We start from the raw sequence: 12748 nt of genomic DNA, 5'->3' as shown, positions 1-12748 counted from the left end.
CGGAATTGTTTCCGGCCCGGTTTTTCGCACTAATAGGGGGAGGAGTAAACGGCAGGAATATCACCATTGGTCCCCTGCCGCTTGTGTCAACGGTCAACCGGAGGTCATGCCGCCTTGCTGTGCGTCCGGCCGAACGAACCGAAATAGGCATCGAAGGCCGCCGCAACGGCGCGGACCATGAAGCGATGCTCCTTCGAGACGGTGATGCAGCCATTCTCCACCGTCACCACGCCATCCGACAGGAGACTGTCCAATCGGTCGTTCCGCTCGATGAGGAAGCCGACATCATAGCCGTCTTCCGCGCCGAGCTTTGCGAGATCGACCTTGAAGTCGCACATCAGACGCTCGATCACTCTGGCGCGAAATTTGTCCTCACCGGTCAGCCCGTACCCCTTGGCCGTTGCGAGGATTCCGGAAGCGATCCGCTCGGCATAGCGTCCAAGAGCGACATGGTTCTGAACGTAGCCATCAGGCAGCCGTCCGATTGCCGAGGCGCCGAGGCCGATCAGGGTTTCGCATTCGTCCGTCGTGTAGCCCTGGAAGTTCCGCCGCAGGGTACCCGAGCGCGAGGCAATGGCGAGCTGATCGTCGGGCAATGCGAAGTGGTCGAGGCCGACACGCACATATCCGGCGCTCTCCAGCTCCTCGGCAATCGCCTCGGCCTGCTCGTTGCGTTGGGTGGCATCGGGCAGTGCGGCTTCATCGATCAGCCGCTGGTGCTTCTTGAATGCCGGCACATGGGCATAGCCGAAAACGGCGAAACGCTCCGGTCGCAGCTCGACAGCCGTCCTGACCGTTTCGATACAGGATTGAATGGTCTGATATGGAAGTCCGTAGATAAGATCGAAATTGATGCTCGTCACACCATAGGCTCGCAGCCCCATCACGGCGGCCTGAGTCTGCTCGAAGCTCTGTATCCGGTTGATCGCTTTTTGAACCACCGGGTCGAAGCTCTGGACGCCGAGACTTGCGCGGTCGACGCCGTTCTCGCCGAGAGCGGCAATCATTGCGCCCGATAGCGTCCGCGGATCGATCTCCACCGCAACGCTGCAGTCGCTCGTAAACTGGAACGCACTCTTGAGCTTGTTCATCAGGCTCGAAAATTCGTCCGGCTTCATGATTGTCGGCGTGCCGCCACCGAAATGAACATTCTTGACCGGAACCTCGTTTCGGGCTGCTTGCGATACGAGTTCGATCTCCTGGCTCAAGACGTCGAGATATTCGAGAACAGGCGCGTCCTGACGCGTGATCGTCGTGTGACAGCCGCAATACCAGCACATGGAACGACAGAAGGGAACATGCAGGTAGACGGAGACGGGTCCGGCGGCTGCGACGTCGGAAAGACCGTGCGCATATTGCTCCGGCCCGACGACCGGCGAAAACGCAGGTGCGGTCGGATAGCTGGTGTAACGTGGCAGGCGGGCCTCGCCATATTTGGCGACCAGAGTATCGGACATTTCGGCTTCCTTCATGAGAGTGTCATGATGTGCATATGCCGACGAAGGGGCAGGCTTCCTTGTCCTGGATCAATAATGACCCGCGTGACGCTGACAAACAGCAAGCCGGGCGGTGGCCAGCGCCTAGGACAACCGACAATCGCCCGACTGTTTGCTCGCTGTCAAAGTTGGCCGGTCTGCGCCCAGCTATCTTCCGCCCTGACACAGGATGCGTCGCGGTCCGGTCATCAGTCATCCCGCGGCAGAAGGAAACAGCCATAATGACAGACGCGCCAGCCACACAGACCGCGATTGCGCATATCGACGTGCGGATCCTGCCACCCGTCGAGCGCCATCCCCGGATCTTCGGCACGCTGCACTCGCTGACGCCGGGCCAGAGCCTCCATATCACCAGCGATCACGAGCCCCGCCCCCTGCAGTACCAGCTCGACACCGCCCTGCCCGGAAAATTCTCCTGGGAATATCTGGAACAGGGACCGGACGTCTGGCGCGTGGAGATCATCCGCCTCGATGCGGGTTGCGACTGCTGCTGCGGCAGCCACTAGCGCCGGGGACGTGCCATGATGCCAGTGGGCACGACCCTGTCGCGGTGGACGATGTCGTATTTCGGCGCGGCGCTGTCTTACCTGCTGCTGGCGGAGTGCCTGCTTGCAGCCGGCGTTTGGACCCCTTCCCTTGGTATCGCCGAGCCTGGAGCGCTTGCCATCGTGCACGCCGTGACGCTCGGATGGCTTCTGCTTCTCATGATCGGCTCGTTGCTTCAGTTCGCGCCGGTCCTGACAGGTAATGACAGACCCGCCAGCCGCTTCGATCCGATAGTTTTCGCCGGCATGGTCGTCGGTCCGGCACTTCTCATGCTGGGATTTCATCTGATCGGCCTCGGTTCCTCCGCGGCCGGTTCGGTGATGATTGCAGCGTCCGCCGCGATTTCAACCTCCATCGCTGCTGTTTCGCTATCCTTGTCTGCCTTACTCTGGCGGGGAAGACGCGTGCATGCCGCCTCCCTTATCGTCCTCGTTGGTATCGGATGCCTACTCGTCACAACGGCCTTCGGCGCCCTTTTCGCGCTGACGATCTCCGGTCAGATGGAAGCACCGGCAATCGTTGCCTATGGCATGGATGCGGTGGCTTACCATGCGAGTTTCGGCCTCGGCGGATGGATGACCCTTGCGGCGATCGGCGTCAGCTACAAGTTGCTTCCGATGTTCCTGCTGTCCGACGATATGCGCAAGGTCCAGTTCGTTCGCCGGTCGAGCACGCTGGCGGTTCTGCTCCTGTCGGTGGCAGCGATCGCCGCCGTCGTCGAACCCGATTTTGCGCACGCCGTTTTCCTGTCGGCCGCGGTGCTGTTTGGGCTGATCGTAGCCACCTATCTCTTCGAAATTTACAGAACATATCGCGCCAGGCGCCGTCCGGCGCTCGAGCTGAATACGTTGGGATCATTGCCGGCCTTCGCGATGCTCGGCCTCTCCGTCTCCCTTCTTGCGTTGTCCCTGTTCCTGCATGCCGAGACGCGTAACCTGTCGGCGATCGTCTATCTCTTCGTGTTCGGCTGGCTCACCGGCTTCGGTCTCGCCCAACTCCTGAAAATCGTTCCATTTCTCACCTGGATCGAGGCCTTCGGCCCGCTTCTTGGCCGCAAGCCGACGCCCAAGCTCGGCGAACTCATCAACGGACGCCGGGCCGGCCTCTGGCTTGGCCTCTTCTACTTTTCGGTCGTCGGCGCTGCGACCACACTCTGCCTTGGATCCGACATGGGTTTTCGCGTGTTCGCGGTCCTTCAAACCGCATCGACCGTTGCTCTTATCGTCGAGCTGGTGCTCGCCCGCACGCTCGCGAACGTAGAACCCCAGATCAAGACCGCACCATTTCACAAGCCGGCGCTATTCGTCGCCGCAAACCACAGAGGTAACGCCAATGGTTCAGTTCCGTGAACTCGACGTCCGACAGATCCTGCGTGACGGCGGCATGCCGTTCCAGCTCATCATGGACGCATTCGCCGGTCTCGATCCCGATGAAGGTCTGAAACTGCGTGCAATATTCGAGCCCGTCCCCTTGATCCGCCAGCTCGAAAAGCGCGGCTATTCACATGTCACAAAGCGTCTGGCCGATGATGATTGGGAAATCGATTTCATCCCGAACAAGTCCATCCAGCAATCTGAACCGGCAGTCGCGGTGACCGAGGCGGTCTGGCCCGAGCCGGTCTGGAACCTCGACCTGACCGACCTTGCGCCACCCGAGCCGATGGAGCGCATTCTGTCCCGGCTGGAGACGATGGAGGACGGCGAGGTTCTGTTTGCCCTTCTCAACCGGGAACCCGTCTTCCTGTTCAACGAATTGAAGGCACGGGGCCACGAATGGATCGGCAATTTCGATTCGTCCGGCAAGACCTATCGGATCATGATCAGGACAACCACGGGAGGCCAGAACGATGCCGGCGTCTGAGGTCACGGAACAGGACGTTCGCAATGCGTTGCGCGAAATAGAAGACCCCGAGATGGGAACGAGTATCGTCGACCTCGGTTTGGTCTACGAAATCAATGTCACCGAGCCTGCTGTCGTGAAGATCAAGATGACGACGACAACCCGTTTCTGTCCGGCCTCCGGCTATATTGCCGACGCCGCACGTCAGCGTGTTGAGGATATTGCCGGCGTAAGACAGGCCGTTGTCGACCTCGTCTACGAGCCGGCCTGGTCGCCGGACATGGTATCGCTCTTCGGCCTGCCGAAGACGTGACCCTTTGCCAAGGGCGGTCAGTCGGTCCTCCCTGCATCGAGGCGCCCCGAGGAGATGCTGCAATCGGCTCGCGGAAGAACGATGCGCGCCCGACATCATCGAAGATGATCGACCCGCTCCCGAACCGACTTGCCCTGCCCCGGCAAATGGCCGGTTTGATATTCCACCATAGTCGCGAAGCGAGCTTTCCACGACGGTCATCCACTGGGCTCGTGTCCGGAACGTTTCCGACCGATGCGCGTTGATTGTTGTTAGCCCAAGCCACTCGGCGTGGGCAGTGCGAGGGAGGTTATCATGAAAATCAGCGATTGCATGACGACAGACGTCCAGATCACCGATCCGGAGCATACATTGCAGGATGTCGCCTTAATGATGGGGCGTCTCGACACAGGGGTTCTGCCGGTGGGTGAGAATGACCGGTTGGTCGGTATGATCACCGATCGTGACATCGCCATCCGTGGCGTGGCAGAGGGAAGAGGCCCGAAGACGAAGGTACGGGACGTGATGAGTACCGATGTCAAATACTGCTTCGAGGACGAAGACGTGGAAGACGTTCTTCATAACATGGGCGATCTTCGAGTCCGGCGCTTGCCGGTGCTGAACCGAAAAAAGCGGCTCATCGGCATCATCTCGCTTGGCGATCTCGCCATGAAAGGCAGTGCCAAGGAAACAGGCAAGGCGCTGGGTGGCATCTCACAACGCGGCGGCGCTCATTCGCAGACAGCCCACTGACGGTCCGCGCAGCTCCATAGCAAAACTGTCGGCCTGCTGGCCGCCATCCCTCATTCAGTCGCTCGCGCCATAGCCTTGGCGCGGGCGCTTTATAGGCGCACGCGACCATTTGGGGATGGCTGACATTTTCTCATGTGCACAGGATGATCGGTCCCGCTCTCAGTGTCGGTGGGGCACGTGACGGGTGGTCACACAGCCAAAGGGCTCTCGCCTTCAGGCTGCCAGCTTGAGCGCTTCGGGCATAATCACCCTCCCTTCATCGTCAGAGGCTTGCGTCCCGACCATAGGAGCGGCGCATGTTCCACCACGAACAATCCGAAAGCCGCCGTCCAGCCGATCGCTGCCACGGCAAGGATCCCGGTGCTCAGCGCAGGAACGAGTTCGGCAAGCGGCCGGACGAGTGCAACGCAGCCAAGCAGGAGGTAGGAAATATTGGTCATCCGGCTCGATTTCAGTTTCCGCCCGGTATGGCCGCGTGTTGCCCGCGTCATCACTGCGAGCATCATCATCGAAATCGTGCCTATCGCGAATATATGCAACACACCCACTTCGGGCAGCCATCCGGATGCTTGAAGTGCGATGGCGGCAAAACCGAAAGGCACGAATATGAAGGTCGCATGCAGGACGAACAGAATGGGCTCCGGCCAGGTGGTCCAGCCGCGCCAGCGGACCAGCCTGATCGTGTTCAGGATCGCAGCGACGCCCGCCGTCCCGCAGGTTGCCGTGGAATCCGGAACGCTCGCCCACAGGACAAGCGCGACCGCACCGACGATGATGGTGGCCGCATCGAAGCTGTTATATGGCACCGGAAAGTCCGTACGGCCGAACTGATTGATCCAGTTGCGGGTGAAGCTCGGCAGAATCCGACCTCCGACGATCGTCACGAGCAGCACGTAGGCACCGATTCCGAGACGGATCGCGAGTTCCGGGCCTGCTACCTCGATGACCTGGATGTGAAAGACCAGGTTTGCGAGCGAAAGGATAAAGAGCCCCGCGATGACTTTTAAATCCTTCCATTTCCTGCCAGCCACGACCTCACGCGCGCAGATAACGAGCATGACAGGCAGGAACAGGCTATCGACGGCGCTCGCAAGGACAATCCCGATCGAGCCGCTGAGCAGCATGGCGATGCGGCCGGCACACCAGATCGCAAACAGGATTGCCAGCGGCCTGCCGGCGATCGGCAGGCGGCCGGTCCAGTTCGGGATCGCCGTCAGCAAGAAGCCGGCCAGCACCGCCGGTGCGAAACCGAACAGCATCTCATGCGCATGCCAGTACAGTGTCCCGTAGTCCGATGCGACAGGGATGCCGAAGCTCAGATAGGCCACCCACAGGTCGAGGCTTGCGATGGCCCAGAGCGCCGATGCCAGAAAGAATGGCCGGAAGCCATAGGAGAAGAGGACAGGTCCGGTTCGCGACATGCCGCGCGGAAAATCTCGCCTGGCATCCGAAGTGTTTTTCATTTCCGTGTCTCCAAATTGACGACACAGCAATGCTGGAGATTGTCGAGGTAGTCGTTGAGATTACGCAAAGAGCGGGGGCAGAACTTTGCGCTGACACAAATAGTCAGTTTGCTCCAAATCAAACAGTCCAGCGGGGTTTCTACTACTTTCCTTCTCGACCGGGCGGCTCACGCTCGCGCTTCGACTACAGGAGATTAGAAATGACGAATACTCTGCAAATGACCCGTCGCACGATGCTTACGGGCGCTGCTGTCGCAGGAGCGCTGACCCCCATCATCATCGCAAATAACGCTGCCCATGCCGACGAGGTGGTGGCAGTGAACGCGCCCAGGAAGGCGCCGACAGCCGACTTCACCAAGCTTCGGCGCGAGAAGATCGAACTGGTCAAGCCGCCCTTCGTCCATCCACACAGCCAGAAAGCCGAGGGTGGCCCGAAGATCAAGGAATTCACGCTGACCATCCAGGAAAAGAGAATGGTGCTCGATAAGGATGGGACCGAGGTGAACGCGATGACGTTCGACGGTTCGGTACCCGGCCCGCTGATGGTCGTTCACCAGGACGATTATGTGGAACTGACGCTGGTCAATCCTGAAACGAACACGATGCAGCACAATATCGACTTCCACGCCGCAACGGGCGGGCTTGGCGGCGGTGCATTGACGGTCGTCGGCCCCGGCGAAAGCACCGTCCTGCGCTTCAAGGCGACGAAGGCAGGCGTCTTCGTCTATCACTGCGCACCTCCCGGCATGGTACCCTGGCACGTCACGTCGGGGATGAACGGCGCAATCATGGTTCTTCCGCGCGAAGGTCTCACCGATGGCCACGGAAAGCCCCTCGTCTACGACAAGATCTACTACGTCGGCGAGCAGGATTTCTACATCCCGCGCGATGAGAACGGCAAGTTCAAGAAATATGACAGCCCCGGCGAGGCCTATGAAGATACGCTCGCCGTGATGAAGACGCTGACCCCGACCCACATCGTCTTCAACGGCGCCGTCGGCGCGCTGACGGGCGACAATGCGATGACCGCCAAGGTTGGCGAAACCGTGCTCATCGTGCATTCGCAGGCCAACCGCGACACACGACCGCATCTCATCGGCGGCCACGGCGAATATGTCTGGGCGACCGGCAAGTTTGCGAACGTGCCTGACATAGACCAGGAGACCTGGTTCATCCCGGGCGGCACGGCGGGTGCTGCGCTCTACACCTTCGCGCAGCCGGGCATCTACGCCTATGTCAACCACAACCTCATCGAGGCGTTCGAACTCGGTGCGGCTGCCCACTTCAAGGTCACCGGGGACTGGAACGACGATCTGATGACTTCGGTGAAGTCGCCGTCGGCCAGCTGACTTGGGGTGGGACTGTGCAGGCCGTGAGGGCGGCCTGCACAGTATCTTTTCTTAAAAAGGGGGCGCATGCTGCGACAAGGACATGACACCGCACGCCGAAACGGCACGAGTTTCCGGCATTTCGATCGCACTTCCGCTTGCGCTTCTTGGGGTCCTTTCCGCAGCGCTTGCGGTCGAGACCGAATTCATGAACATCGGGCGGCGCGATGCCGCATTTGCCGCTCCCGAGGTCATAACCATCGCACCCCATGAATTTGAGTATCGCGACGCTACCGAATATTTCCGCAGGGGCCTGGCGGTCGATGCGCCGAAGCGCGAGGCCAACGTGCGGATGCCCCTGACGGTTATGAAATATCAGACCAGCCTTTCCGAATATGACCGTTGCGTGGCCGATGGCATCTGCACAGAGCCGGAAGGGCGAAGCGCGACCTCCGGCGACTACACGCCGGTTACCGGCGTCAACTACGAGGACGCGCTGCGCTACGCGCACTGGCTGTCGCAAAAGACGGGCGAACATTGGCGGCTTCCGACCGATTTCGAACTCGCCTACGCCGCTGCCGATCGTTTTCCCGACGATGCGCTCGGCATCGATGCAGACAGCAACAATCCTGCGCTGCGCTGGCTTGCAGACTATGAACGCGAGGCACGGCGCACCGCCTCGATCGACCCGGCGCCGCAACCAAGGGGATGGTTCGGCGTGAGCCAGACCGGCCTTGCCGATTTCGGCGGAAACGTCTGGGAATGGACCTCGACCTGCAACAAGCGCATCGACCTCGACAAGCAAGCCGGTGTCGACGAGCCCGACCCGACCAGCTGCGGCATCATGATCGCCGCCGGCAGGCACCGCGCCCCGATGAGTACCTTTGTGAGAAATCCCAAGGGCGGCGGATGCTCGGTCGGCAGCCCGCCCGACAATCTCGGTTTCCGGCTCGTCCGGCAGCCAAGCTTCATCGAGAGCATCGAAGACTTCACGCGCCGTGCCGCAGCCGATATGCTCGCCGGTGCCATTTCCAAGGGAGTTCGGCGGGACGACGATGAAGGTTGACCGTACAGTTTTGAAGTCACTGGCGCTTTTCGAACGCATGACCGATGCCGACCTCGACGCCATGCTCGAGCATGCCACACCGCGCCGCATCACCCAGGGCGATGCTGTTTTCGAGCAGGGAGCACCGGCGAAATCGTTCTTCCTGCTGTTGCATGGCAGGCTCAAGGTCACGCAGGTCACGCATGACGGCCAGCAGATCATCGTCAGGATGGTGCATCCAGGCGACCTGTTCGGCTTCGCCATGGCATTGCGCCGACAGGACTATCCGGGCACGGCCACTGCCGCAGCGGAAAGCCTCATCCTCGGATGGCCGACCGACATGTGGTCGCGGTTCGTCGAGCAAAATCCTCGCCTGGCAATGAGTGCGATGCAGACGATCGGCCAGCGGCTCGAGGAGGCGCACACCCGCATCCGCGAAATGTCGACCGAAGAGGTGGAAAAGCGGGTCGCTCATGCGGTGCTGCGCTTGTCCAAACAGGCCGGCAAGGCGGTGGGAACCGCGATCAAAATCGATTTCCCGATTTCGCGGCAGGATATTGCTGAAATGACGGGCACGACACTGCACACGGTGTCGCGAATCCTGAGCGCCTGGGAGGGCAAGGGCATTGTCGAGGGCGGCAGGCAGAAGCTGACGGTCACCGATCCGCAGCGTCTTCTTAGACTTGCTGAAGGCGAAGGCGATTAGTCGCCGAACTCTGCACGGTCACATCCCAAGGAAACCGGCCCGCGGCCACGACCTGCCTGGAACGAACTCAAGCCGAGCCGGCCCTATCACGGCTCAGCTTTTGTCCTAGTGGAGCGTATCGTGCGACGCCTTCCACGCCTCGACGTCGTCCCTCGATATCCGTATCCGGGAAAATGACGACTGCGGCTGCAGAAGTATCTTGGAGGCGGCGATTTCGCATATCGTTCCCACATGCTCCTGCAGCCTTGTCTCATCGGCGCGCGGTGGATTGCTGATCTCCTGCAGGGCGTCGCGATCGATGATGACCACGCGCTGTGCGCCCTCGTGCTCCATCAGCACGACACCTGTTTCTCCGGAAGATTTCAGGAATGCTGTGATGAACCTCGGGAACATGCGGGCTCCTCCCCTCTCATCGATAATGGACCGGAGCATAGCGGGTAGCATTTCGACGTCTTTGACCTCCATCAAAGAGAACGAAAGCCTCAGGCCATAAGGATCTTTCTGTGGTTCGCGGCAGGTGACCGCGGACATAAGGAAAGGAATGCCGATGCGCACATCGCAAAAGCCCTTCATCGTCGAAATCAAAAGACGCCGCCGACGCCGTCCGGCTCGTCTCGTCGACCTCCCCAGGAGCCGGGCGGACAAGGCCGATACCGACAAGCCCGTCAATTTCGCCTCCCTCCGTTCAGACACCCCGGGTCTGGCATCGTGACCGGACCGACGCTTCAACTCAGAAAGGCGGCAATCCAGGCGATCGAGAAAGACGTAATCGGAACGGCCATGATCAGTGCCGCACACGTTCTCCTGGCAAGACGCGTATCTTAGAGGGTAGACTTGCGTCGCTCCTGCTGTTCGGTGGGCTTGGGCTTTTCGCACTCGCCGGCATTCCGATGGCCGAGCGCCGGGCGAGAAAGCGTCTCGGCGATCACTGGGAAATCTACGCCGCGCAGACGTCCGTCTGGCCCCTGGCGGCGTTTGTTTCCGGGGTCCGGCCGAAATCGGACGCAGCGCTTGTAGCAGCAGCGATGGCCACGATCGCGCTGGTCGTCTGGCTGCTCCTTGCGGGCGGTCACGCCCTGCTCTTCGGCGCCGACCCGATTTCCGTCTTCGGCTGATCGAAGTCCGCCTCGCCGGACCAGGCGCTTGCCAGCGGCGCGACCGGCAGGCCCAGAAGATCGACGGCGCGGCGGGCAAGGTGATCCACGATCTCCTGCACCGACTGCGGTCGGTTATAGAAGGCGGGGACCGGCGGCATGACGATCCCGCCCATTTCGGTAACTGATGTCATGTTGCGCAGATGCCCGAGATGCAATGGCGTTTCCCGCGTCATCAGCACAAGCCGCCGTCTTTCCTTGAGCTGGACATCGGCGGCACGTGCCACGAGGCTTGCGGAAAGGCCGGTTGAAATTGAAGCCAGCGTCTTCATCGAGCAGGGCGCGACGATCATCCCCGCGACAGGAAACGAGCCGCTGGCGATCGTCGCGCCGATATCGCCATTGTCATAGCTTCTGTAAGCCTTCGGCAGCATCCGGTCATGGGCGTCGGCCCCAGCCTCGTGCAGGAGGGTCCGCTTGCCGCTTTGCGAGACGACGAGATGCACCCGCATGCCGAGCCCGCACAAGAGATCGAGGACGGCAAGGCCGAGAGCCGCGCCGGAAGCTCCGGTAACCGCCAGCACGACGTCGCGCTGCTCATGAAACGATGTCACGTTTGATCCTTTCCCATGTTGTTGCCGCGCGCGCCGCAATGTCTGACGGCATGCGCAGCTCGCGACCCCATTCGCGGTCGCTCTCCGGCCCGATTTTGCGGGTGGCGTCGAGGCCCATCTTTGTTCCGAGACCCGCTCGGGGCGATGCAAAATCGAGATAATCGATCGGCGTATTTTCGAGGACCATCAGGTCGCGTGACGCATCGAACCGCGTGGACACGGCCCACATGACATCCTCCCAGCTCCTCACGCCGATATCGGCATCGACCACGATGATCAGCTTGGTGTAGTTGAACTGCGGAAGCATCGACCAGAGCCCCATCATCACCCTGCGGGCTTGTCCGGGATAACGCTTGTCGATCGCGACGACCGCCGTGCGGTAGGAGCAAGCCTCCGGCGACAGCCAGAGATCGCAGATTTCGGGAAATTGTCGCCGCAGGATCGGGATGAACAGCTCCGTCATCGCCTCCCCGAGCCTCGAAGGCTCGTCGGGCGGGCGGCCGGTATAGGTCGACAGGTAAACCGGCGAGCGACGGGTGGTGATGGCGCTCAGCCGGACGATCGGAAAGGGTTCGACGCTGTTGTAATAACCGGTGTGATCGCCGTAGGGACCCTCAGGCGCAGTCTCATCGATCGACACGTGCCCCTCCAGAATGATCTCGGCGCAGGCCGGCACGTCGAGCGGCACGGTCAGAGCGCTGACGACTTGCGTGCGCGCGCCACGCAGAAGACCGGCGAAGTTCAGTTCGCTCACGCCTTCGGGCAGGGGCATGACGGCGGCAAGCAGGGTCGCAGGGTCGGCGCCGATTGCGATCGCCACCGGCATGTCCTGACCGCGTCGCTGCCACTCACGGAAGTGTTTTGCGCCGCCGCGATGGGCAAGCCAGCGCACGATCAGCGAGGAACGGTCGCGAACCTGCATCCGGTAGATGCCGACGTTGACGTCGTAGGGATCGTCGGGATCGCAGGTGATGACCAGCGGCCAGGTTACCAGGGGGGCCGGCTCGCCTGGCCAGCACCATTGGACTGGAAGCATGCCGGTATCGATCTCGGCTCCCCGGTAGACCACCGCCTGCGACAGGCCTATGCGCCGATGCCTCGGTCGCATGCGACTTGCGGCCGTGAGCAGGGAGAGCTTGCTCAAAGCATCTGCAAGCGACTTTGGCGGAGATGGATTTCGAAGATCAGCGAGATCCTCTGCCAGTCGCCCGAGACCGCCCTGCCCGACACCGAAGCCAAGCTCTATGCGCTCCCTGGTGCCGAACAGATTGACGAGCACGGGGATAGGGCTGCGCCGTCCATCGGCGTCTATCGGTGCCTTTATGAGAAGAGCCGGCCCGTTTTCCTCGAGGACCTGCTGATGCAGGGCCGTCAGCTCGTGGACGAGCGACACGGGTTCGTCGACCGACAGAAGCAGCCTGCGCTGCTCGAGCTCACGAATGAAGGATTGCAGGTCGGCATGACGTTTGATCTTGGGTGCATCGTTCAGCATGGGGATGCAATCGGCGAGGAAACCGCTCCTGTCTTTGTCTCAAAACAAACAGGGCGAATGCAGCAGGCTCTAGGGTGCCA

General features: G+C 61.1%; 14 protein-coding genes. 9 read left to right on the top strand and 5 right to left on the bottom strand.

Translation table 11 applies throughout. The features are described 5' to 3' along the window. Positions 1 to 104 precede the first annotated feature (104 nt). Complete coding sequence (gene hemN / locus FHT82_RS05780; RefSeq protein WP_183727140.1) at positions 105 to 1457, bottom strand: oxygen-independent coproporphyrinogen III oxidase; 1353 nt, start codon at positions 1455 to 1457, stop codon at positions 105 to 107. A 260-nt stretch (positions 1458 to 1717) separates the two neighbouring features. Between hemN and FHT82_RS05775 the strand changes: the two genes are divergently transcribed. The 5 genes from FHT82_RS05775 (at position 1718) to FHT82_RS05755 (ending at position 4926) form a co-directional block, all read left to right on the top strand. Next, positions 1718 to 2002, top strand: a complete 285-nt coding sequence (locus FHT82_RS05775) for a DUF2249 domain-containing protein (protein ID WP_183727138.1) — start codon at positions 1718 to 1720, stop codon at positions 2000 to 2002. Between the two features lie 15 nt (positions 2003 to 2017). Further along, positions 2018 to 3391: a hypothetical protein gene (locus FHT82_RS05770; protein ID WP_183727136.1), complete on the top strand. Its 1374-nt coding sequence runs from the start codon at positions 2018 to 2020 to the stop codon at positions 3389 to 3391. Further along, entirely contained in the window at positions 3375 to 3902 is a 528-nt protein-coding gene (locus FHT82_RS05765) for a DUF2249 domain-containing protein (RefSeq protein ID WP_183727134.1), read from the top strand. The genes FHT82_RS05770 and FHT82_RS05765 overlap by 17 nt, the downstream gene beginning before the upstream one ends. Further along, the gene (locus FHT82_RS05760) at positions 3889 to 4194 is read left to right on the top strand and encodes a metal-sulfur cluster assembly factor (RefSeq protein ID WP_183727132.1); all 306 of its coding nucleotides are present in this window, start codon (positions 3889 to 3891) and stop codon (positions 4192 to 4194) included. Before FHT82_RS05765 ends, FHT82_RS05760 begins: the two co-directional genes overlap by 14 nt. 294 nt (positions 4195 to 4488) lie before the next feature. Next, positions 4489 to 4926: a CBS domain-containing protein gene (locus tag FHT82_RS05755; protein WP_183727130.1), complete on the top strand. Its 438-nt coding sequence runs from the start codon at positions 4489 to 4491 to the stop codon at positions 4924 to 4926. A gap of 245 nt (positions 4927 to 5171) precedes the next feature. Here the strand turns inward: FHT82_RS05755 and FHT82_RS05750 are convergent, their stop codons facing one another. Further along, on the bottom strand, positions 5172 to 6389 hold the full coding sequence (locus FHT82_RS05750) for an NnrS family protein (protein ID WP_183727128.1): 1218 nt from the start codon (positions 6387 to 6389) through the stop codon (positions 5172 to 5174). Positions 6390 to 6589: 200 nt separating this feature from the next. Here FHT82_RS05750 and nirK point away from each other — a divergent pair, with 200 nt between their 5' ends. The 3 genes from nirK (at position 6590) to FHT82_RS05735 (ending at position 9468) form a co-directional block, all read left to right on the top strand. Further along, on the top strand, positions 6590 to 7738 hold the full coding sequence (gene nirK / locus FHT82_RS05745; protein WP_183727126.1) for a copper-containing nitrite reductase: 1149 nt from the start codon (positions 6590 to 6592) through the stop codon (positions 7736 to 7738). A gap of 82 nt (positions 7739 to 7820) precedes the next feature. After that, on the top strand, positions 7821 to 8783 hold the full coding sequence (locus FHT82_RS05740; RefSeq protein WP_183727124.1) for an SUMF1/EgtB/PvdO family nonheme iron enzyme: 963 nt from the start codon (positions 7821 to 7823) through the stop codon (positions 8781 to 8783). Beyond that, positions 8773 to 9468 carry a Crp/Fnr family transcriptional regulator gene (locus tag FHT82_RS05735; protein WP_183727116.1) on the top strand — a complete coding sequence of 232 codons (696 nt, stop codon included), beginning with the start codon at positions 8773 to 8775 and terminating at the stop codon, positions 9466 to 9468. Before FHT82_RS05740 ends, FHT82_RS05735 begins: the two co-directional genes overlap by 11 nt. Positions 9469 to 9573: 105 nt before the next feature. On the opposite strand, the gene FHT82_RS30290 is transcribed toward FHT82_RS05735, so the two are convergent. Further along, positions 9574 to 10137, bottom strand: coding sequence for a hypothetical protein (locus FHT82_RS30290; protein WP_246698059.1), 564 nt, complete (start codon positions 10135 to 10137; stop codon positions 9574 to 9576). Between FHT82_RS30290 and FHT82_RS30650 the strand changes: the two genes are divergently transcribed. Beyond that, positions 10119 to 10583 (top strand): NnrU family protein, encoded by a 465-nt coding sequence (locus tag FHT82_RS30650; protein ID WP_348647582.1) that lies wholly within the window; start codon positions 10119 to 10121, stop codon positions 10581 to 10583. The two genes, FHT82_RS30290 and FHT82_RS30650, sit on opposite strands and share 19 nt — an antisense overlap. On the opposite strand, the gene FHT82_RS05720 is transcribed toward FHT82_RS30650, so the two are convergent. Continuing rightward, positions 10538 to 11176, bottom strand: coding sequence for a UbiX family flavin prenyltransferase (locus FHT82_RS05720; protein ID WP_183727114.1), 639 nt, complete (start codon positions 11174 to 11176; stop codon positions 10538 to 10540). The genes FHT82_RS30650 and FHT82_RS05720 overlap by 46 nt on opposite strands. Then, the gene (locus tag FHT82_RS05715; protein ID WP_183727112.1) at positions 11160 to 12668 is read right to left on the bottom strand and encodes a UbiD family decarboxylase; all 1509 of its coding nucleotides are present in this window, start codon (positions 12666 to 12668) and stop codon (positions 11160 to 11162) included. The genes FHT82_RS05720 and FHT82_RS05715 overlap by 17 nt, the downstream gene beginning before the upstream one ends. Positions 12669 to 12748: the final 80 nt, after the last annotated feature.

The organism is Rhizobium sp. BK275, assembly GCF_014193555.1.
Lineage (GTDB): Bacteria > Pseudomonadota > Alphaproteobacteria > Rhizobiales > Rhizobiaceae > Rhizobium.
This window is presented reverse-complemented; position numbering and strand designations above follow the sequence as displayed.